General features: G+C 61.2%; 19 protein-coding genes and 1 tRNA gene. 15 read left to right on the forward strand and 5 right to left on the reverse strand.

Annotation, left to right across the window (positions count from 1 at the left end; translation table 11 throughout):
* Positions 1 to 169: 169 nt before the first annotated feature.
* Both KY084_RS10900 and KY084_RS10905 read right to left on the reverse strand, forming a co-directional pair.
* On the reverse strand, positions 170 to 469 hold the full coding sequence (locus KY084_RS10900; protein ID WP_219238489.1) for a helix-turn-helix domain-containing protein: 300 nt from the start codon (positions 467 to 469) through the stop codon (positions 170 to 172).
* Positions 466 to 669 carry a hypothetical protein gene (locus KY084_RS10905; protein ID WP_219238529.1) on the reverse strand — a complete coding sequence of 68 codons (204 nt, stop codon included), beginning with the start codon at positions 667 to 669 and terminating at the stop codon, positions 466 to 468. The genes KY084_RS10900 and KY084_RS10905 overlap by 4 nt, the downstream gene beginning before the upstream one ends.
* A 188-nt stretch (positions 670 to 857) precedes the next feature.
* Between KY084_RS10905 and KY084_RS16365 the strand changes: the two genes are divergently transcribed.
* The 12 genes from KY084_RS16365 (at position 858) to KY084_RS10960 (ending at position 13,346) form a co-directional block, all read left to right on the forward strand.
* Complete coding sequence (locus KY084_RS16365; RefSeq protein ID WP_246587060.1) at positions 858 to 1,271, forward strand: hypothetical protein; 414 nt, start codon at positions 858 to 860, stop codon at positions 1,269 to 1,271.
* A complete protein-coding gene (locus KY084_RS10910) occupies positions 1,175 to 1,453 on the forward strand; it encodes a DUF6961 family protein (RefSeq protein WP_343228002.1) in 279 nt (92 codons plus the stop codon). Before KY084_RS16365 ends, KY084_RS10910 begins: the two co-directional genes overlap by 97 nt.
* 82 nt (positions 1,454 to 1,535) lie before the next feature.
* Positions 1,536 to 2,156, forward strand: a complete 621-nt coding sequence (locus KY084_RS10915; RefSeq protein WP_219238531.1) for an SOS response-associated peptidase family protein — start codon at positions 1,536 to 1,538, stop codon at positions 2,154 to 2,156.
* Between the two features lie 122 nt (positions 2,157 to 2,278).
* On the forward strand, positions 2,279 to 3,163 hold the full coding sequence (locus tag KY084_RS10920; RefSeq protein ID WP_219238490.1) for a 3'-5' exonuclease: 885 nt from the start codon (positions 2,279 to 2,281) through the stop codon (positions 3,161 to 3,163).
* Between the two features lie 112 nt (positions 3,164 to 3,275).
* A complete protein-coding gene (locus tag KY084_RS10925; protein WP_219238491.1) occupies positions 3,276 to 3,821 on the forward strand; it encodes a hypothetical protein in 546 nt (181 codons plus the stop codon).
* Between the two features lie 50 nt (positions 3,822 to 3,871).
* Positions 3,872 to 4,750, forward strand: coding sequence for a 3'-5' exonuclease family protein (locus KY084_RS10930; protein WP_219238492.1), 879 nt, complete (start codon positions 3,872 to 3,874; stop codon positions 4,748 to 4,750).
* 190 nt (positions 4,751 to 4,940) lie between these two features.
* Positions 4,941 to 5,498 carry a hypothetical protein gene (locus KY084_RS10935; protein ID WP_219238493.1) on the forward strand — a complete coding sequence of 186 codons (558 nt, stop codon included), beginning with the start codon at positions 4,941 to 4,943 and terminating at the stop codon, positions 5,496 to 5,498.
* A 19-nt stretch (positions 5,499 to 5,517) separates the two neighbouring features.
* Positions 5,518 to 5,979 (forward strand): hypothetical protein, encoded by a 462-nt coding sequence (locus KY084_RS10940; protein WP_219238494.1) that lies wholly within the window; start codon positions 5,518 to 5,520, stop codon positions 5,977 to 5,979.
* Positions 5,980 to 6,063: 84 nt separating this feature from the next.
* Complete coding sequence (locus KY084_RS10945; RefSeq protein ID WP_219238496.1) at positions 6,064 to 8,901, forward strand: class I SAM-dependent DNA methyltransferase; 2,838 nt, start codon at positions 6,064 to 6,066, stop codon at positions 8,899 to 8,901.
* A complete protein-coding gene (locus KY084_RS10950; protein WP_219238497.1) occupies positions 8,898 to 10,067 on the forward strand; it encodes a hypothetical protein in 1,170 nt (389 codons plus the stop codon). The genes KY084_RS10945 and KY084_RS10950 overlap by 4 nt, the downstream gene beginning before the upstream one ends.
* Positions 10,064 to 12,136 (forward strand): DEAD/DEAH box helicase, encoded by a 2,073-nt coding sequence (locus KY084_RS10955; protein WP_219238498.1) that lies wholly within the window; start codon positions 10,064 to 10,066, stop codon positions 12,134 to 12,136. The genes KY084_RS10950 and KY084_RS10955 overlap by 4 nt, the downstream gene beginning before the upstream one ends.
* Complete coding sequence (locus KY084_RS10960; protein WP_219238499.1) at positions 12,129 to 13,346, forward strand: GIY-YIG nuclease family protein; 1,218 nt, start codon at positions 12,129 to 12,131, stop codon at positions 13,344 to 13,346. The genes KY084_RS10955 and KY084_RS10960 overlap by 8 nt, the downstream gene beginning before the upstream one ends.
* Here KY084_RS10960 and KY084_RS10965 read toward each other — a convergent pair.
* Positions 13,343 to 14,329, reverse strand: coding sequence for a hypothetical protein (locus KY084_RS10965; protein ID WP_219238500.1), 987 nt, complete (start codon positions 14,327 to 14,329; stop codon positions 13,343 to 13,345). The genes KY084_RS10960 and KY084_RS10965 overlap by 4 nt on opposite strands.
* A gap of 437 nt (positions 14,330 to 14,766) precedes the next feature.
* Between KY084_RS10965 and KY084_RS10970 the strand changes: the two genes are divergently transcribed.
* Complete coding sequence (locus KY084_RS10970) at positions 14,767 to 18,186, forward strand: MobA/MobL family protein (protein ID WP_219238501.1); 3,420 nt, start codon at positions 14,767 to 14,769, stop codon at positions 18,184 to 18,186.
* 13 nt (positions 18,187 to 18,199) lie between these two features.
* On the opposite strand, the gene KY084_RS10975 is transcribed toward KY084_RS10970, so the two are convergent.
* Positions 18,200 to 19,444: a site-specific integrase gene (locus tag KY084_RS10975; RefSeq protein ID WP_219238502.1), complete on the reverse strand. Its 1,245-nt coding sequence runs from the start codon at positions 19,442 to 19,444 to the stop codon at positions 18,200 to 18,202.
* Here KY084_RS10975 and KY084_RS10980 point away from each other — a divergent pair.
* Complete coding sequence (locus KY084_RS10980; protein ID WP_219238503.1) at positions 19,430 to 20,218, forward strand: hypothetical protein; 789 nt, start codon at positions 19,430 to 19,432, stop codon at positions 20,216 to 20,218. The genes KY084_RS10975 and KY084_RS10980 overlap by 15 nt on opposite strands.
* A gap of 193 nt (positions 20,219 to 20,411) precedes the next feature.
* Here KY084_RS10980 and KY084_RS10985 read toward each other — a convergent pair.
* Positions 20,412 to 20,485: transfer RNA gene (locus KY084_RS10985), tRNA-Gly, on the reverse strand.
* Between the two features lie 119 nt (positions 20,486 to 20,604).
* Here KY084_RS10985 and hisS point away from each other — a divergent pair.
* On the forward strand, positions 20,605 to 21,831 hold the full coding sequence (gene hisS, locus KY084_RS10990) for a histidine--tRNA ligase (protein WP_219238504.1): 1,227 nt from the start codon (positions 20,605 to 20,607) through the stop codon (positions 21,829 to 21,831).
* The last annotated feature ends 1 nt before the right edge of the window (position 21,832 follow it).

A 21,832-nucleotide genomic window follows, 5' to 3' on the forward strand; every position in this document is an offset into this window, starting at 1 on the left:
CGCTTCCGGCCCATAATTGGCCTCGTGAATGAATGACCGGTTTCGACTGCCAAGCGAGGCGTCGTGAATGTCGCTTTTGTTCGCGAAAGCCGAGTGGCCGCTATCTGCGCCTTGCCCGTCAAAGCCGGACTGACCGCTACCGGCCCATCAGCTCGCACTGATCCCGTCGTCACGGGATAATCTGGACCCGCTTATCGATCGAGCTCTCGAGATCACCTGCCGAAACGCACCATGCCCTCGCAAGCGCATCGAGCTCTGCTCGCGATATCCGATCGTCCCGCTCGATGGTGAGCAGTCGCGTGCGCGGAATACCCGTCCGCTTCGCCAGCGTCGTCAGCGGCGTTGCCGTCTGTGCCGTCCATGCCTGAAACCAGTTGTCGCCGTCCGCAATCATCTGTGCCACCGGATGATCTTCGCCATACCGGTCGAGTTCCAGCGCCACCGGTCGTTCGCCTTTTCGCCGGCTCATGCCCGGTCGAACAGTTCGCGCTGGGTATTACGACAGGCAAAGGCCCCTCGCGCGCGCAGTGCAGCGCCGACCGCCTGCCGATAATGAACGGTTCCGAACCGCTCCGCCTCGTCGAAGGCCAGGGGCGACCATTCGTCGCCGGGATAGCATGCGTCATAAATCTCGCGCGCAGAAGCGCGTAGCTGCAGATCGCGCTGCATCACCAAGCTCCAGTCCGTCGAATCGCCTCCATAAGGGCGAAGCCGAACTATAGAACATAACACGAACATTGGACAAGGCACCGGCTCAACCGGGAGGCGTTCGCGAATGGAACCGGACTTGATCGCACGATGGAATTCAGGGCAGGGTTCGGCATCGGAAGGGGGTTGGTATCTTCATATTCGCGCTAATGCTCGCCCAGGCGATCGTCCCTGCAGGAACGACGTTCGCGTGCACCCCGATCCGCGTCTGGGACGGCGATGGGCCGGTATGGTGCAAGGAAGGACCGCGCGTTCGGCTTGCCGGTATCGCAGCACGCGAAACCGACGGCACGTGCCGGTCGAACCAGCCCTGCCCGAAGGCCGGATGGATTGCCGCCCGTGACGCACTTGTAAACACCGTCGGTCGGCGGCTTGGCCGAACCAGCGACGGCCATATCCGGGTTGCGGGACCTACGATGCGATGCCGTTCGGATGGCAGCGCAGGCGGCAGCCGAACCGCAGCCTGGTGCGTGTCGCCGAAGAGCGGCGACATATCCTGCGCGATGCTCCGCACCGGCACGGTGCTTCGGTGGGATTGCTACTGGCGAAACCACCAGTGCTGACGCCGGACGAGGAACGCTGGGCCGAAGCGCTCGCCACCCAGCGGATTCACGGTGAGAGTGGACCCGCCTTCATCGCAGAGCGCATCGGCGCGCTCGCGCTCGAGGGCGATGAAGCTGGCGTCGCTCGCTGGAAGGAAATCGCGCAACGGTTCGACCAGCTGGGTCGAGGGACGCTGCAATGAAGCGCCGCATTCGCCTGCTGGAAATCGAGTTCGCCGTGCTTCTGGCCCTCACGCTTGTCGCCCTGTTCGCGGGATATCTCTGATGTGCAACCGGGCACGTAACCGCGGCGAGCCAGAAACGCTATTCGAGCATTTCGGCGGCGACTGGCTGACCGAACGCCCGCGCGACAATCGGTTCAATCCGGTAGAACTCTATCCAAAGTCGCGCGCCTACGTATTCCGCAACGATCGAGAGACTGGCTTCGGTCTCGATGTGATGCAATGGGATGTCTTGGGCGGCGGTGCGAAATGGCCGATGACCAATGTCCGCCGGCTCGATCTTCCGCAATGGCGACGGCTTGCTGAAAAACCTGACAATCGGTGCCTCATACCGCTCACCGAATTTTGCGAGTGGACGCCGGAAAAGGATCCGGAGCAGGGCATCAAGGGCGAGATGTGGTTCGCGGTGCGCGATCAGCCCGTCTTCGCGGTAGCCGGGTTCTGGCAGCAGACTGGAAAGGGCGCGTCGTTTGCTATGGTAACCTGCGACGCGAACGAACTGGTGCGTCCCATCCATCCCAAGGCCATGATCACCATCCTGCATCGGGGTGACTATGACCGGTGGCTTCAGGGATCCTATGACGAGATCGTGGCCCTGCAACAGCCATTTCCGGCGGACCGAATGACAGTCCGCGGGCCGGTATTCCCAACCCGCCAGCGGTAGCGATAGGCCCCGGCAAACCCGGCGCGATTCGACCCGCCCTCGAGGGCTTCCTGTGATCGAGATAAGGAAGAGGGAAAAAGTCCCTCGCTCCCGCTCGGTCGAATTCACAGGAGAAATCGACCATGACCACCATCAATCGCGCAGCCTCGGTAGAGGCTGCGCTTTCACTATGCGCAAATGATCCGGACGTCAGGATACTGCGCCGCGTCTCGTCGCTTCAGGACTTCCCGCTTGCGAAGCGCGTGGAAGGACCGACCCGCTTCGTCGCGATTGTAGACACCGAGACGACTGGCACCGATCCGCTGATCGATGAAATCATCGACATCGCGGTCGTGACACTGGAGGTGGACCAGGCTGGCCAGATCATTTCGATCGTCAGCGCCGGTCAGGCATTACGCGATCCACACATGCCCATACCAGCGCACATCCATCGTTTGACCGGCATTACCGATGACGATGTGGCCGGAAAGAGCATCGATCTCGACAGGCTCGAGCGACGGCTTGCCGCCGCGGATGTGCGTATCGCGCACAATGCGCGCTTCGACATCGGATTCGTAGAAAATCTTCTGCCCGGCTTGGCTGGCGCAGCATGGGCTTGCTCGGCATCGGATTTCGATTGGGTCGAGGCAGGTTTCGACGGCTGCAAACTGGGCCACCTGCTCATGCAGGCCGGATATTTCAACGGCGCACACCGCGCGATGGCCGATGTGATCAGCTTGATCCATCTGCTGGCCCATCGGCTGCCGGACGGCGGCACCGTACTCGGCACGCTGCTCGCGAATGCCGAGAGGTCGACCGTGCGGTTCGAGGCTACGGGTGCACCATATGACAAGCGCGGCCTGTTGAAGGCTCGAGGCTACCGCTGGGACCAACGCCACCGCGTGTGGTGGAGCGAGATCGACGAACAGCAATGCGCTGAGGAAGAGCGCTGGTTTCGACAGAATATCTGCGCGCATGGCCCCGTGCCGCGGATGATGAAGATCAGCTGGCATCAGCGCCATCGCTGAGCCGGGCGCGCTTCGGCGCGCCTCTCTCCCATCAGAACAATCATGAGCACCGCAGGTGAGCGGAAAAAATGCTCCGGCCGATCCGGCCGTCGATCAGCAACAAGGAAATACCATGGAACACACTACGATGACGCTGAAGCACCAGAACTGGATGTGGGCACTCCGTCAGGAAATGGGCTGGCCATTGTTCAAACCAGCCAATGACTGTCTGTCATTCAGCGCAGGCCGCAAAATGGACGCCGAAATCGCGATGGAGATCGGCCGTGTCGCGGTCGCGATGCGCAAGGACGTCGTCTACTCGAGCTGGACGGACGCCGCCGTGGCGGAACCGAGCAGCTATGCGGTCGTGCTGCGCGACCTGCTGACGATCAACGTCACCGATCGTTGCGTGGCATGGGCCGCCAGCGAAACATCGCCCGTCATCCTCATTTCGACACGCCGCGACGAGATGTTCGCCATCGGTGCGCGCGGCCTGCTCGAATGCGTGGCCGGAAAGCCCAAGAGCCTGGCCAAAGGCCGGGAAATCGCCGAGCGCCGTATCCGCGCCGCCGCGCAAGCGATGGGCGGTCGGCTCGCCGAGAATAATGTCTGGCTGCCGGCGGGGGCCGACTGGGTGGAACCGGAGCGGTCCGTCGAAACCGTCGTCCGCTTCAATTGAACCAATTAGGCGGGCGCGTCGAACGCGCCCGCCGCTCTCAGGAGATTTTCATGAATATTGAAAAGATCACGCCGCGCGAGCCGCGGTGCTGGGTCGTGCTCGACCTCGAATCCGCTGTCCTCGATGACGCCAGCCATAAGCGCTATCAGGCGATGGAGCGCTGGGTGCCGTCGGACGACCGCCCCGTTCGGCGCGGCTATCGGCGGAGCGAAGATCCACTGACGACGCCGCGCTGGCCGTTCCAGACAATCACGACGGCCGCCGTCATGGTGCTGGTCGAGAGCGTCGCTGGGAATATCGAGGTCAACAGGTTCGATACCTTCAGCGCGCCAGACAATAATGAGCGTGAGGTGATCGAAAAGGTGCTCAAGGTCTTCGATAAGGCACCGAGCAACGCCGAACTGGTGACGTGGGCCGGAATGATGCACGATTGCCCATTGCTGACCGCGGCCATGCTTCGGCATGGGCTGACCTACCCAGCGGGCTGGCGCTGGCTCGCCTTCGGTGCCGGCGATCCCGTGCGCCATCTTGACCTTGCGCGTGTCCTGACCGGCAATTTCAAGATGAAGCCGGTCCACATGGCCGAAATTCTCGCCGCATGCGATATCCCGGCCAAGATTACCGTCCCGGCCTTCGCGGTCGCTGGACTGATCGAAGCCGGGCGCTGGGACGAGGTCAAAGAGGCTTGCGAATGCGATGTCATCAGCACGGTCCTGCTGCTCGCGCATTGGCGCCGGCTGCACGATCCACGCGCCGAGATCGACGTCGTCCGCGACCGGATCCTTCGCAGTGTCGAAGCACTGCGGGAAGGCCGCGGCTATACGGAAGCCTTGCGCGCCTACCGTGAAGCGAAATTTAAGGCGCTTCTTCAGGAGGCGGCTCGCGACGCGGAGCGTCTGGCGCCGTGGCTGGACCGCGAGGCGGCGTAGACCGCTCGTTAACGGGGCGGGGCTACGGTCCCGCCCATGCATTGCACCGCACGAAGCTCAGGGCTTACCCATTCATGCGCCGAACGGGATTTTTTCGGACAGCCTGTCCGAGAATTTTTAGCTCGGCGCATGAGTAGGTAAGCCCGCACCTGTGTCGGCTCCCTCCTTCGATCGGCAAAATGCCCGTCCTTTGACGGCGGACGAGGTTCGCGCCGAGCTTGCCAAGGTCGATTTCTCGAACGCCGGTGATGTGCGGCGAGCTTCTCGCTGGTTTGCGAGCAGGCTGAACGGCGATGCCGGCGATCTGTTGCATGAAGCCGTTCGCAAAGCGCTCACGTCGCGTTCGTGCCCGTCGGACGTGTCGGTCGAGCAGGTGCTCGCCAGCATTATGCGCAGCATGGCGTCGACCGCGCTACGCTCGCGCGAGCGACGAGGAAATCAGGAAATCAGCCTGCCGGTCGAAGAGGTGATCGACCGGCTGGCGATCGGGAATTTCGTGGTCCGGACCGCGGAGGAGATTGCCGAAATAGAGCGTGTGCGCACGGTATGCGCGGATGCGCTCGAACAACTGGCGCGCGAAAACCCGAGACACGCCGCCCTCATCGAGGGCATAGGGTTCGACCTTCGAGGTCGTGACCTCGCAACTTTTTTAGGGGTATCGACCTCTGAGCTGGCGACGATGCGCAAGGCGTTAAAACGTCATGCGGCGCGGCTGTGGCCAGATGTGCAGAGCGAGCTCGACCGCTGATCGTTCGATGGTTCCTGCAATGCATTCTATTTCGCAGCTGGGAATAGCCTGGCTCGCAAAGCGTAGTCGCCACGTCGATCAACTCTACACCGAAGCGAGCTGGAAAACTCCGTCATCTGCAATTTTTCCGTTAGTCGAAAAGATTGCCAATGGAAAAACGAGGCACCCAGACCGGTTGCGCTTTTGGCGAGGGGTCTGGCTGCTTAGTTATTCTGAACGCGGTGTCGAATATCTTGAGCAACCTGACGGGACAGGTAGGTTGTTGCTGCTGGATTGCTCACTTCCAGAAACTGTGATCGCCGAGCTGAACCGCGGCGCTCGAGTGTTGAACGACATTATCGCAGCCACCGATGGTTCTATTTTCGACCAATGCCGAGCCAAAATCGCGAAAGTCGAAAATTGCGGGCCTCGGGTATTCATCAAAATAGTGATCGACTGGCATACCTTCTCGCCGCCGCCCAGCGCCATCGCGTCGACCTAGTGACCGACGCGATCTTCCGCGCTACAAATTATGAACTATCCGGCACCCGCGCTATCGCCGGGCCCACCAGGAAAACCGTTGCCGATGAATGCTGTAGAAATTGAAGAAGCCGTATCCGATCTGGTGCTGCAGCCGTTTGACGCCGCTGAATTTCCCTTCCAGTTTCTCGCCGCCTTCGGAAATAAAGCCACCACGATAAAGCGGCTGCGTAGCGGATCGACAAATCAGTCCGACGTCGACGGCGGCGTTCTCCAGCGCAACAACATCCACATCGCCGTCGCGCCCGCCGGTGAGGTCGGCGAAACCCTCGCCGCCCTTCGCGCCAGCCCCAAGACCGCCAGCGCCAAGGCTAAATTCCTCCTCGCCACCGATGGCGAAACGGTCGAGGCCGAGGATCTGGTCGGCGGTGATGTTATCGCCTGCGACTATGCCGAACTTCCGCAGAATTTCGCGATGTTCCTGCCGCTCGCGGGCATCTCCACGGTCAAGGAGATCAAGAACAACCCCATCGACGTCAAAGCGACGGGGCGGCTCAACAAGCTCTATGTCGAGCTGTTGAAGGACAATCCGGGCTGGGCGACCGAGGACAAGCGCCGCGAGCTAAACCAGTTCATGGCGCGGCTGATCTTCTGCTTCTTCGCCGAGGATACCGGCATCTTCCGCGAGAACCAGTTCACCGCCACCATCACCCAGATGAGCCACGCCGGCCATGGCAGCGGCGAGGGGCAATGGGGCAACACGCACGAGGTGCTGACCGAGCTGTTCCGCGCGATGGACACGCCCGTCACGCATGAGGGCAACCTCGATCCCCGTTATCGCCAGGCGGCGAACATCCGGCCCTATGCCGATGTCTTTCCTTATGTGAACGGTGGTTTGTTCACTGGCGCGTTCGATGCCCCGCGCTTCAGCCGCACCGCGCGCGCCTATTTGCTGCGCGCGGGCGAGCTCGACTGGCGGGAGATCAATCCGGACATCTTCGGATCGATGATCCAGGCGGTGGCCGAGGACGATGAGCGCGGTGAGCTGGGGATGCACTATACCAGCGTGCCCAACATCCTGAAGGTGCTGAACCCGCTCTTCCTCGATGATTTGCGCGAGCAGCTGGAGGCGGCGGGCGACAGCAAGCAAAAGCTGCGCAACCTGCGCAAGCGGCTGGGCAATATCCGCGTCTTCGATCCGGCCTGCGGATCGGGCAATTTCCTCGTCATCGCCTATAAGGAGATGCGCGCGATCGAGGCGCAGATCGTCGAGCGATTGGGCGGCGAAGCGAACCTGAAGCTAGCCGAGCGCCGCAGCGTCATTCCCCTCAGCAATTTCTACGGCATCGAGATCAAGGGTTTCGCCGCCGAGATCGCCCGCCTCGCACTGCTGATCGCCGAATTTCAGGCGGATTGCCTATATCTCAGCCAGCAGGAGGCGCGCGCGATGGTGCTGCCGCTGCACAAGACAGGGCAGATTACGGTGGGCAATGCGTTGCGGCTGGATTGGTTGCAAGTGTGCCCGCCGGTGGTGGCGCAAGTGGTCGAGGAGCAGGACCTTGCCGGGCCGACCGGGCGGATGGTGCTGGAGGAGAATGGGACAGGTGAAGGCGCGGCGGTGGAGACGTATATTTGCGGAAATCCACCTTTCAAGGGAGCGCGGAAACAGAGCGCCCAACAGAAAGAAGACCTTCGCGGAATATTTGGTGGCGGCAATGAGTACAAGGATGCTGACTATGTCATTGGGTGGTATTTAAAGGCCAATAAATTCAGTATTGCGGTTCCATCTGATTTTGCCTTCGTCTCAACCAATTCCATTGCCCAAGGCGACCAGGTGTCGATCCTATGGTCGAGGCTATATGCCGCTGGCAAGTCAATCGCCTTCGCCCATACGTCGTTTCCTTGGGCAAATAGTGCGCTACATAACGCCGGGGTTCATTGTGTTATCGTCGGTGTCAACTCAGGGAATAGTAGCAAACGAACCATATTTAGCGACGAGGAAAAGCGGGTCGTCGAAAGTATATCGCCTTACCTCTTACCCGGTGCCGAAACCTACGTGACGTCGTCCAACATGCCCCTCGCCGTCGACTTACCCAAAATGATTTCAGGGAACATGGCGCGTGACGACGGACAATTAATTTTAGATGATGCAGAGAAAGAAGAGTTAGTGTCCGCAGACGGGCGTGCGCGACCATTAGTCCGCCGGCTGCTCGGGACCAGAGAGCTCGTTCAGGGGTCGAACCGATGGTGCCTGTGGATCGACGACGATCAACTGTCGGTCGCGAATTCTATTCCCGAGGTGCGGGCGCGGATCGAACGCGTTGCAGCTTTCCGCAGCGCTTCAAAGGCGTTGACCACGCAGGCTTACGCCAGAATACCGCATAAGTTTGCGCAGCGATGCCATCGGGCCACGATGGCGATAGCCGTTCCAAAAAATACGCCACCTAACAGAACTCACATCACCCCGACGTTTGTCAGTTCATCGGAAATCGTGACGGATCTCGCGTTCGTCATCTATGGGGCAGAGCCTTGGTTGATGGCGATCTTGTGTAGCAAGCTTCATGAGGTCTGGGCAAAAACGGTGTCCGGCGGCTTGGGGTCGGGTCTGCGTTACTCTGCTTCAATATCTTATCACACCTTTCCCGCCCCCAAACTCACCGAGCAGGATAAGGCCGACCTCACCCGCACTGCCGAGAATATCCTGCTCGCGCGCGAGGCGCATTTTCCCGCGACCATCGCCGATCTCTACGATCCCGAAGCGATGCCCGACGACCTGCGCCGCGCGCATGAGGAAAATGACGAGGTGCTGGAGCGCATCTACATCGGCCGCCGTTTCCGCAACGATACCGAACGGCTTGAAAACCTGTTCGACCTCTACACCAAAATGACCGCCAACGCCGTGCCCAGGGGCAAGGGCGCGAAGAAGGGCAAGGCCGCACGATGACTGCCCAGGATCGAGCGCCGGGTTGGGACAAGCAGGCCATCAATTCGATCGCAGCACGCGACTATGGCGGCCTTGAACGGATGTTCGAGGCGCATGACTGGGATGCGGGCGGTCGGCTTTACGGCCAGATTGCACCATCGCGGGTTGTCGAGATCTATGGTAGCGTTGCCGCGTTCGAGGCGGCGCATCCAGCGGAATGGCCGGATCCCGTCGATGTGATCGACCAGGATCAGCCAGACGTATGGCTCACCAGCTACTACGGTTTCGCCCCGGAAAGCTGGGGGCTGCTCGGCTTCACGCAGGAGTGGATGCGGCGGGACTTCCTCGACAACAGCCGCCCGGGTGCCCTTGTCGTCATATACGGCGCGGGTGGCGCGGAAAATCCACTCGAGCGGGGACGTATCCTCGGTGTGCAGCAGCAATCGCATATCCGCGGGCACAAGCGCGATTTTGTGCCCGCCAATCGATGGGCGGATGAACAGCGCGATGAGGGGCGGCGAGACAAATGGAATTACGCCCTGAAGGCTGTTCGGGCTTGGCGTGTGAGCGCCGAAACCCGGCCTCGCGTGCAGGAATTCGCGCCGGAGACCTACTCGCCTAGTAGCGCCACGCTGATTGGCGCACGAGGACGCCGCCTGACCGTTTCCGAAGCGCGAGGTCTGCTGGATCTTGATCTGACGGAGGTCACCGTATTTGGCGGCGCGTCTGTCGACTTCCATGTGTCTGGCCCGGCACGTGAGATTTTGCGGCCCAGCAAAGCTGGACCGGTTTCGCAGGCTGCATTTATGACTAGGGAGTCCGAGGGTCCGAAGCACCTTTATATTCTGGCGTTGGAGGGCAATGCTGACCACTTCCTAGGGCATTCCGCCGAAGGCAATCGGATCGTGAAGGTCGGTTTCTCGCGCAGCCCTGATACCCGCTGCTATAGCCACAACTGCGCCTTGCCGGCCGGAGCGTTTCGATGGTCGGTGTTGCGCTCCAGCGCCAAAGACAGATCACCATTCCCGTCATCCAGCCATGCTCTTGCAGGCGAGAAGGTAATGAAGAACCTCCTGGATCAACACGGATCGTCCCTCGGTCGAGAGTTCTTTCTCGCTTCCGATAATCACATCGAAAATGCGTGGAACATGGCGCTGGCTGCGGCTGAAACATGGAAGAGCGAATGACCGAGAACCGTCCGATCCCCGCCGTCCGCCTTGTCACCGCCCACACGGGTGCTTCGGCCAGCGCCAATGAACTCGGCATGCGGCCGATGCAGGCGCGTGCCTATGGCCATCGCGGCGAGCAATATCTGCTGATCAAATCGCCCCCGGCATCGGGCAAGTCCCGCGCGCTGATGTTTATCGCGCTCGACAAGCTCCACAATCAGGGCATTAAGCAGGCGATCATCGTCGTGCCGGAGCGCTCGATCGGCGGCAGTTTCGCCGATGAGCCGCTCAGCAAATACGGCTTCTGGGCCGACTGGACGGTGAAACCGCACTGGAACTTGTGCAACGCGCCCGGCGTGGACGACGCGAAGGTCGCCAAGTCCAAGGTGAAGGCAGTCGGCGAATTCCTGGCGGGCGCCGACCATGTGCTGGTCTGCACCCACGCCACCTTCCGTTTCGCGGTCGACGAGCTGGGAATCGAGGCGTTCGATGATCGTCTGGTCGCGATCGACGAGTTCCACCACGTCTCGGCCAACCCGGACAATCGGCTGGGTGCGCAGCTCGGCCAGCTGATCACGCGCGATAAGGCGCACGTCGTCGCGATGACGGGCAGTTATTTTCGCGGCGATGCCGTTGCGGTCCTCACGCCGGAGGACGAGGCAAAGTTCACCACCGTCACCTACACCTATTACGAGCAGCTCAACGGTTATCAGTACCTGAAGACGCTCGACATCGCCTACAGCTTCTACACCGGTCGCTATGTCGACAAGATCAACGACCTGCTCGACCCGGCGGTGAAGACGATCGTTCATATCCCTAGCGTCAACAGCCGCGAAAGCACCAAGGACAAGCACCGCGAGGTCGAGGAGATCATGGATCATCTCGGCACCTGGAAGGGCACCGATCCGACGACCGGTTTCCATCTGATCGAGACGCAGGATCGGCGGACGATCAAGGTCGCCGACCTGGTCGACGACGATGGCGCCCGGCGTGACCGCGTCATTACGGCGCTGCGCAGCCCGGAGGCGCGAACCGATCGCGACCATGTCGACGTCATCATTGCACTTGGCATGGCGAAGGAAGGATTTGACTGGATCTGGTGCGAGCATGCGCTGACCGTCGGTTATCGCTCCAGCCTGACAGAGATCATCCAGATCATCGGCCGTGCCACCCGCGATGCGCCGGGCAAAACCGTGGCCCGCTTCACCAATCTGATCGCCGAGCCGGCCGCCGCCGATGACGTCGTCGCGGACGCCGTCAACGATACGCTGAAAGCGATCGCCGCGAGCCTGCTCATGGAGCAGGTGCTGACGCCGAAATTCGAATTCACGCCGAAGGACGTCGGCCCCAAGTACGGCTACGATTATGGGCCGGGTGGTTACGAAGAAGGCAAGCAGAATGTCGGCTTCAACGAGGAGCGGGGCCAATTCCTTATCGAGCTCAAGGATCTGGTCGAGCCGAGCACGCCAGAGGCGCGCCGCATCTGCCAGGAAGATTTGAACGAGGTCATCACCAGCTTCATTCAGGATAAGCAGGCGATGGAACGCGGTATGTTCGACCCCGAGGTCGTGCCGGAAGAGCTGACCCAGGTGCGCATGGGCAAGATTGTCCGCGATCGCTATCCCGACCTAGACGATACGGATCACGAGGCGATCCGGCAGCACGCGATCGCTGCACTCAACATCACGCAACAGGTGACAAAGGAGGTCGCCAAGACGGCGACCGCCGATGCCATCGGCGAATTGAAGGCGAACACGGCATTCGTCGACGGCGTACGCAAATTTATGAACGTCAAGGAACTCGACATTGATCTGATCGACAACATCAATCCGTTCGACGCCGCTTACGCGATCCTCGCCAAAGCGATGAACCCCGACACCTTGCGGCAGGTGCAAGCGGTGATCGCCGCCCGTAAAACGACACTGACCGAGGACGAGGCACGCGCCTATGCAGTGCGTGCCGTTGAATGGAAACGCGAGCGCGGGCGTGCGCCCGCAATCACGTCGCAGGATCCGTGGGAACGCCAGCTCGCCGAGGGCGTCGCGGCTTTCGCCCGGTTCCGGCAGAAGGCTACTGCTGATGGCTGATCTGAGCGACGACGACATCCTCGCCGAGCTCGGCGTCGACCTTACGCCCAAAAAGGTTCGCGCCCGTACGCCGCGAGAAGAGCGGATCATTGCCGGCTTTGAAGACATAGTGAAGTTCCGCGAGGAGCACGGCCGCCCCCCGCAGCATGGTGAGGACCGGGATATCTTCGAACGGCTGTATGCCGTCAGGCTGGACCGCTTGCGCGCACTCCCCGAATGTCGAGAGTTGCTCGCCGATATGGATCCGCACGGCCTTCTGGAGCGTGGTCCCAAGGATGCCGGACCTGTTGCGGACGAGCTCGACGACGATGCGCTTCTCGCCGAACTGGGCGCGGAAGCAACGTCCGACGTCGATATCACGCAGCTCCGCAACGTGCGGTCGCATAGCGAGCGCAAGGCGGCGGAAGAAATCGCCAACGCTCAGCGTTGCGAGAACTTCGCCGACTTCAAGCCGCTATTCGAGCAGGTCCAGGCCGATCTCGAGGCGGGTACTCGTACGACGCGTCCCTTTGTCCGCGATCTGGGTATGTCGAAGGCGGAGATTTTGCCGGGCGAATTCTTCATCGTCGGCGGCCAGATGGCCTATGTGGCCGAACGTGGCGACCCGATCAAAGCGCCCAACGGCGAAACGGATGCGCGGTTGCGCGTGATCTACTCGAACGGGACCGAGAATCACCTGCTCCTGCGCTCGCTTCAGCGCGCGCTTTACAAGGATGAAGGCGGACGGCGAATTTCCGAACCAACCGCCGGGCCATTGTTCGAATCGCAATCGTCTTCCGCGGTCGAGGAACCTGATTATCTTCGCACCGGGACGCTATACGTTTTGCGAAGCAGATCGGACCACCAGACGATCGCCGACAATCGCGATCTGATCCATAAAATCGGCATCACCGGCGGGGACATTGAGGCGCGCATTGCTGGTGCGCGCGATGACGCAACCTATTTGCTCGCCGATGTCGATGTCGTCGCGACCTACACGCTACACGGTGTGAACCGTTTGAAGCTCGAGCAACTGATCCACAGGGTGCTTGCTCGGGTTCGCTGCGACATCGAGATCAAGGACCGGTTCGGGAAGCCGGTGCGGCCCCGCGAATGGTTCCTGGTGCCGGTGTCGGTTATCGATGAAATTATCGAACGGATCGGCGACGGATCCTTGGCCGATCTCGTCTATGATCCGCGGCAAGCCGCGCTGGTCTCCGCCTCAGGCTAAGGCGACGAAATTTCGTTGGAGCTGGCGCTAGGAGTGGCAATCGACGGCTCGCGCGAAATTTTCAAAATCTTTTCGGCTTTCCGGGGGCTGGGGAGCACCAGATCCGGGAACGAGGTCAGCTGATTGAAGTCGATTGTGCCGATCGACAAAAGGACAGACCAGCCGCGCGCGATCGTCTTGATATCTCGCGACGAGTGTCGCGAATAATATCTGGTCATCCAGGAGGTAATGCCATCGTAAACGTAGGCGAACGCTCGGTCTGCCGACTGCTTACGCAATCGTTGCTCGATGAGATTTTCGTCCACTCCGTACGATGACAAATGGCGCAGCGGCGGCAGCGGCTCCTTAATTACCTCGATCTGGCCCGGATTAGGCTCACACTCTTCGAAGCGAACTCGGCCAATGCGAGGTGGTAGATCGGACCAGGAAGCGGGGTTTTTCCAGGCCCGCTCTGCGTCTTGACGAATTTTCGAAACCAAGGCGCGGTTGACGCCCGCAGCTTCAAGCTGCCGCGCGCGTCTGAGGACCTCGCGATCGATCGCAGGTTCGCGTTGTGCAAGCGCCTCGCATATTTGCCAACGGACCTCCGCCTCCGCGGTTTCCGTCGCGTGACGCAGCTGCTGAATGCGGTCATTCAGTCGGTCGAGATCGCGGCGAATCGACAGCACCCAGCGCCCTCTTTCAAGCGCTTGAAGGAGGGAACCTTCCGGGTTACTTTTTTTGTCGTTCTCCTGGGTGGGCTGATCGTGTCGCGGTACTTGTACCGGATTGGCGGCTTCGGCGATCTCATCGAGCAGCTCGGTAAGCTCTTTCTCGATTTCCGCCGGGTCATCGAGTTCGCCATGCCGGACAGCTTGCATGAACCAATCCCAAACGGACTCGTCTCGCTCGAGCTTCTGCATGTCTCGCCAACGCCGCTTCGCGGCCTGCGATTTGTCCGGGCGACCACGAACGGGGCCAGTGCCACCGGTTCCGGAATTCATGGCGTGTTCCTCCTGTAGAGTCGTCCAGTCACCAAATATTCCAATAGGAAGGGAACGCCTAATTTTTTGGTGATGCGAGGAAAATAGGGAAGAGCGCGCGCGAAAGAAGGGGCAACAGAAGTGAAGAAGAAGTTTTGAAGCGCACTACCGCAGATCGGCGAGACGCCAATCTGCTGTGCCAGGGAAGGGCATCAAAGGCGAAAAATGCCAATTAGGTGGAATGCCTGTGTGCCAAGGCGCTCGACTACCAAAAAAGCCAATTTATAACCAATAATCTCGTTTTTGGCGTGATTTTCGAACCGACAAATTCTCTCCCAAAACCACGCTAGCCCGACATCCGTCGCGGCTGAACGTGGAGACTTTCGATTTTCGAAGGTGAGGAAAAGCTGGTCGTCGCGGAACGAGCCAAGCGGTTCAAGCTGGCGATCGATCGCCTGATGGAGGGCGAGGAGCCGGAGGACGTGCTTTTCATCCGCTTCTGGCGTCCGGCGCCGCAGAAGCGGCCGATGCAGGCGAGCGTTGAGCCGCAGAAGCGCTGGTGCGCACCGTTCCATCTTCCGATGCGTCGACCGATCCGGCCGACGACGGCAGACGGGCGCACCTCGTTTCATTTTTCGCACGTGTCGATCTCGAAGGTTCTCGAGCCCAAGGAGGCCGATGGCCTGCGGATCCGCCCCGGCTCGGCAGCAGCACATGGCGAATATATCGAGCGCGATACGGCCGTCGCGCAGGCTGCTCCCAACATCGGCGAAGGTATCGCGACCGGCCTTGCGCCGTCTCGATCCGCCGAGGCGGAGTACGTCGATTTCGCCACCGCTCATACCCCATCAAAAAAGGAGAATGATGATGTCCAACGATTCCAGGAAGCCACTCGCGCAGCGCTCGAGCGCATCGAATTTCGATTCCCTGGATCCGATTTTTTCGGATCCGACCATCGAGGTTCCGGAGCCGACGCCGATATGTGCCCGATGCCCGGCGGCATGGTGGGGGCAGAACGCTGGAGACCTGAACGTCTGGTGTCGGATGATGCATTTCTGGGCAGTTCGACCGGGCGTGCCGGTCCGCGAAATCTGTCGGGCGCGGGACTTCGCGATCCACGAGGTGCAGAACCAGAAAAAGCAGGACTGAAGCACCAGAATGCGTCCGACCACGACGCTTATGTCGCCCGCGAATCGGCAGTGGCGGTTCAACCGGACGGAGCGCGCGTACTCTTCACCAATATCGATTCGGACCCGGTCAAACGGGCCGAATTCTGGTCTCTCGTGGAACAAGAGGAAGCCAAGCCAAGCCCGGATAAAATGACCGTTCATCGCGAGCGTAGTCCTGAGTTCTGGGCTCGCGTGTTCGAAGCGCCGGATTGTCCTGAACCGCTCAAAAACGCGCTCTCATCGACCGACAAATCCAGCACCAATCGCTTCGAAATCGAATCCGGCGAAGCGATGCGCGGCTGGCTTGAGCGCCAGCCGGGCTGGGTCAAAATCCGAAAGCAAAAGGACGACGAAACCGACACTCGATATAATGCCTTCAAACGAACTTTGCTCGCAACCTTTCACGACGGCCGAGGCGGGCGGATTCAGGACCGGATTATCGGGGAACTTCCCCACGAGTTAGATCATCCCGGCCGGGTTCGCTTGCTCAAGCGTTTCGCAGCCGACTTCGAGCGCCGAGGCCTACCGTTCGTCGCAGTCATGCATGCACCGGACCACGCCAACAATCAGAAGAACTGGCACTTCCACCTCATCTATTATGATCGCCCGTGCCGGCGCATTACCGACGCGGACATCGCGTTGGCGCGCGAACGTGGCTTTGACGTATCGAGCCTGAAGGCGGGCGAATGGGATTTCGCGGCGAAGCCGCGCAGGAAGAGCAAGCGGCAGGTGCCTTTCAAACAGAATAAGGTTCGTGAGGTGTCGCACCGGAACTGGATACCGAAGCTTCGCCGCAGGTTTGCGTGGCTGGCTAATGAGGAGCTGAAGCGCGCGGAGATCGATCGGCGATACGATCCGAGAACGTACGCCACGATGGGCATCGAAGTGCTCCCCGGCGAGAAGCTGGACCCTGGTTTGAGCAGGAAGGAAAGCCTTGGTGAGGCGACCGACAAGGGCACGCGCAACGAAGCGCGCCAGTGGCAGGCGATCGAGGCGCAGATTGACAAAAAGCTGGCCTCCGATCACGCGCGCGTCGCCGAAGAATTCAAGCCGCTGCGCAATCGCGTAGCCCGCTTGCCCGCGGGCGATGATTCGAAGAACTTCGCCCGCCGGATCGATCAGGCGGAAGAAGCTGCGCGCATTGCCAACGAACGCGATGCCGAGGCCGAACGCACCCACCAACTGATCGCCCGCCTTGCGTCACGGTCGACGCAACTGAAGGAAATAAACGATTCCTGGCTCGAAGCCGATTTGCGTGGCGATTGCCAATTGAGCGATCGCGAGCGCACGAGGCGAACGGTGCTGAGCGACGATGCGCACGCCTATCTTTCGGCGATGGCGCCGTTCTTGGCCGAGGGCCAGGCCGTCGTCGATGCCTGTCGAAAAGACGCCGAACAGAAGCGGATGGCGTCGCGCACGGCGGTCCTGTTCCTGCATGGTGAACTCGATGATCACGAGATGGAAGTCGAGTCTGCACGACTGCACGCGGCCGATCCTGCGCGCACCGTCGTGCCCGTTGCGTCCATGCCGACGACGCCGGCTCAACCCAATGGCGACGCGGTCGACCAATTCATCGCGCGTCTCGATAAGACGTGCCCGCGCATTGAGAAACGCGAGAATGGCTATCGGATCGCCGATCGTACTTTTGCACGCGACCTTCCGGCGAGCGACCCAAGGATCGAACAGGCAATCGCGGCGCGCTACACAGCGCAGGAGGAGGAAGCGGTCGCGGTAGCGGGCTGGGTTAACCGCAACCGCAGGAGTTTCGTTCGGCAGAAAAATGGCTGGGAATATGCCGGCGTTGATCGTCCGGGTCGCGCTGAGTTCATGCGCCTGCGCGAGCATCCCAAGGTTCGACAGGCAATCGAACGCATGGTCAATCCGTCTGCTGCGACTCGCCGCATGGCCAGTCCCGCGTCGGCGGGGTCTGGGCGACCGCTCCCCGAGCCGACCAGCGCCAAAGCAGCGCCGACCGTCCCGATGCATGCGCCCGGTTCCCCGCCGCCGCCGCTCGCGACGGACGCCGCTTTGCAAGTCCGGCAAACCGGGCCCACCGAACCCGCGCAGTCCGCGTCTTTGACCGATCGCTCGGATTCCGCTCCGGCCAACGTGGCCCGTCGCGATTCTCAACCGGATTCCCTCCCAGCTGTCCGCGAGCATCAGCGCGGCAACAACCGGCCGGCCCCGACGACCGCGTCCGATACCCAATCGGGCGGTGACCCGGCGAAAGCTCGCACCGCATCGGCTGAGGTGACCGCCAAACTCGCCGAGGCCCTTGCCGGTCTGAACAAGCGCAAGAAGACGAAGCGCGCCGCTACACTGCCGCCCTCGCAGCCGAACCCAACCGAGCGCAAAATGCAATCGGCGCCGGCACGACTTCCGCAGGAAATTCCGGGTCCCCGCCAGCCGGTCGAACCGCGGATCGGCGACCGGCCCGGCGAGCCGGGTCCGTCTGCCAGTTCTACCAAGAAGCCGGCGCCCAAGCTGGTGGCACTCACTCCGGATTACGAAATGCGCCGGCAAGCCATGATCCAGGCCGAGGCCGACCGGCGGCGAAGGGCCGCGCTCGAGTCAGAGATCGAAGCGGAGGAAAAGGCGGAGGCCGAAAAGCAGAGAAAATCGGCCTCACCGGAGCGGTCAGACGAGGACAAGCGGGACGACGCTGCCAAAAAGGCAGCCTTCGAAGCGTGGCGCGGCCGCGGAATGTAGCCGGCCGAGGCGTTTATTGGCAGAATTTCAGTTTGGCGTTCCGACCTGGCGCCGATCCCACGCGCGAACGCTTGTTGATATGGAGGAGTTTGACCGGCGTCCGTTCGACGTGAGCGGTCACGATCGGCATGTGTCGGACCATCACCTCGAGGCGCTCCTTGAGCTCCTGCACTTCGCCTAGCGTAAGCGCCCGGCGGAGATAGTTGCGGTTGCCAGTGCCCGATCGCGCGTGTCCCATATGGTCTGCGATGATGCTCTCGCTCACGTCCGGGTCGGCGAGCACCGAATTGCTATACGTCCTCTGGCTGTGAAAATCGGCCTTCTTCCCACAACGCGTTGCCGGAAGCGGACGCAGGCCATGGGTCGCGTCCATGAGATAACACCAGGCAATCGCGTAGAACCTGCGGCCGCCCTTCGCTGGTGCCTTTTTTCCCCGTTCACGGGAAACCGCAGCATCCACGTAAAGCTCCGGGAAAATCATGTCGTAGCCTTCAGCCGCGATCGCTTTGACATAATCTTCGACGCCGAGGCGGAGAAGCTCGGGATGGATTGGCATCACGCGGTGCCGGGACGGCCGCTTAAGGCCTGCCTTCGTTTTCCCGTCCTTGGACCGGGTCAGGTTAGCGCAGATCAGCACGTAGGGGACTTCGCACTCGAAGTTGAAATCGACGACGTCGAACCCTGCGCCTTCTTCGCGCGATACGCCCATATAGGTGCCGAAAAGCGGGAGCCAGTAAGCCGCGTCCTGATAGATGCGGGGTCGCGAATCGGGCTTGAGACGGCGGGTCGATCCACCGCCACCCTGCCAAACCGCCAGCGAATACAACGCCTTCAGGTGGGACGGCGTCCAGGGCATGCGCTTGGGATCGGCCGGATCATTCGGAACTTTGCGCCATTCAGCGAGGAAATTCATCACCATGCCGGTGCCGTAGCGCGGTAGCCATGCATCCTTGGCGAGGACTTGCGAGGCCTTGTCGAGAATGCTGAGGTCGCGGTTGATCGTCCGCTTGCTTCGCCGTGTCTCATCGGTCGGCACATCGAACATTGCCTCGTTGAACGTTTTGGCCATCAATCCCGTTTTGCCAAGTTGGCCGAACCGATAGGTCGCTGGAATGGCAGCCATCTTCCGCACATAATTCTGGATGTCCGCCGGCTCATAGTGGTGGAGCAGCTTGTCGCCGGTGATCCATGCGAACCGCTCGAACACGGCACGGCGCTGGCCATTGTCGGGCGCATAGTTGAATTGGTCGACGACCATTTCGAGCAGTTCGTCGATCTGCTCGCTGAAGCGGACGGTGCTGATCTTCGCGAACAGACAATTTCCGCTGTCGTGCGGCTGCGCGGCGACGGCGGGGCTGGTGGCGACGGGCGTGGGAACCGGCGCAAGGCTAGGGCGGATCGGTTCGACCCGCCGCGCCTGTTCGACCAGCGCATCGTCGAGAAGATAGTGCGCCGGCACGTCGCGATCGACGAACAGCGGGTGATCGGCAAGACTGGCGCGCCGCTGTGCTTCGATCCGACCGCTGAGCAGCATCCGGCGGGCTTCGGCGAGCGTGCCCTCGTTGACCGGTGCCTCGAGCGCCGCGAGGGCGTCTTTTGCATCAGACCGGCTGACGATCGTCGGCGTGATATAGAGCGTCAGCGTCTTGAGGAGCAGCTGGCGCTCGGCGTCGGACCAGCTGTCGTCGAAATGGCGTTCTATCTGCTCGCGGGTCAGCGCCGCCGTATCGTGCGGGACGTCGGCCACGATCGTGTAGGCCGCGATCAGAATCTTGCGATAGGCGGGGTCGTCCGCTTCGCGCGCGCCGGGGATCGTAAGATGGCGCGTTGCATGGGCGAGTTCATCCTCGAGCGCCTGGCGCATGAGGCTGCGTTGTTCGTCGATGGTGAGCGTTCCACGCTCGAAATTCTGCGCGATCAACATTGTCACTTCGTCCCATTTGACGGCGAGGCGGCGGACGAGATGTCGTGCCTCGACCGGCTCCGCGGTTGCCAGAGGGACAGTTATAGGGTGGCGACGGCCGCCATCTAAGCAGATTCGCCGACGGAAGTGATAGCGAGCGCCCTTGCGCAGCAAATAGGTCTGTCGCTGCATCGCTCAGGCCCGGCTGGCGAGGGGAGGGCAGAGCCGGGCGTACCGGTGAACGGCTTTGTGTCCCGTGGAGTGAGCGTTGGTTCGCATGGCCGCCTCTAAGTGGCGGTTTTCTGCGGCTGCGGGGCTGAAATGGAGCGGGTAACGGGAATCGAACCCGTATATTCAGCTTGGAAGGCTGCTGCACTACCATTGTGCTATACCCGCCCGCTCGTGCAAGCCGGAGCCTCTACCCGTCTCTTGGGTCGGGTTCAAGATGGTAAGCGTTCGCAAAATGCGCTTCGCACTGGCCTTGACGCAAAGGCTCGCTTAAACAGCGCCCCCAAATGGCAAAAATCGATACTCCCAACCGCATCCGCGGCACGCAGGACATTGTCGGCGAGGACCAACGGCGCTTCGCCCGCGTAATCGATGCGTTCGACCGCATCCGAACGCTTTATTGTTTCCAGCGGGTCGAGATTCCGATTTTCGAGGCGACCGGCGTGTTTGCCCGCTCGATGGGCGAAACCAGCGATGTCGTGTCGAAGGAAATGTACAGTTTCGAGGACAAGGGCGGCGATTCGATCACGCTGCGTCCCGAATTCACCGCGGGAATCGCGCGCGCCTTTATTACTGGTGGGTGGCAGCAGCACGCGCCGATGAAGCTGGCGACGCACGGCCCCGTTTTCCGCTACGAACGCCCGCAAAAGGGCCGCTATCGCCAGTTTCACCAGATCGATGCCGAAATTATCGGCGCGGCCGAACCTGCGGCGGATGTCGAACTGCTGGTACTCGCCGACCAGTTGTTGAACGAACTGGGCATCGCCGACGGCGTGACGCTTCAGCTCAACACGCTGGGCGATGCCGAAACGCGCGAGGCGTGGCGCGAGGCGCTGGTCGCGCATTTTTCGGCGCACAGGGATTCGTTGTCGGAGGACAGCAAGCTGCGTCTCGAACGCAACCCGCTGCGCATCCTCGACAGCAAGGACCCGGCCGATCGCCCGATCGCCGATAGCGCGCCCGATATCGATGCGTATCTGACCGATGAGGCGCGCGCCTTTTTCGACGCGGTTACCGCCGGGCTGGACGCGGCGGGTGTTGCCTGGACGCGCAACAGCCGGCTGGTGCGCGGGCTCGATTATTATCGCCACACCGCGTTCGAATTCGTCACCGACCGGTTGGGCGCGCAAGGGACCGTGCTCGCGGGCGGTCGTTACGACGGGCTGATCGAGAATCTGGGCGGCAACTCCACGCCCGGCGTCGGCTGGGCGGCGGGGGTCGAACGGCTGGGAATGTTGATTGATGAGCTTCCCAAGTCGCCGATCGACGTCATCATTGCTGTAGAAGACGACCTTGCGATTAGGGAAGCCCAGCACATTTTGAAGCTGCTGCGTTCAAATGGCATCTCTGCCGATATGATTGCTACCGGTTCGCCTAAAAAGCGGTTCGACAAAGCAACTAAGGTCGACGCCAAGGTGATACTGAGTTTAAGTGTTCGCGATGGTTTGATTCAACGCGGCCTTCGTGGCGATCAAGTGACGCTGGATCGGCTCAAAGACTTGTTGCCTCTATAGA

Source organism: Stakelama flava (assembly GCF_019351405.1).
In the GTDB taxonomy this organism is placed as follows: domain Bacteria; phylum Pseudomonadota; class Alphaproteobacteria; order Sphingomonadales; family Sphingomonadaceae; genus Sphingomonas; species Sphingomonas flava_A.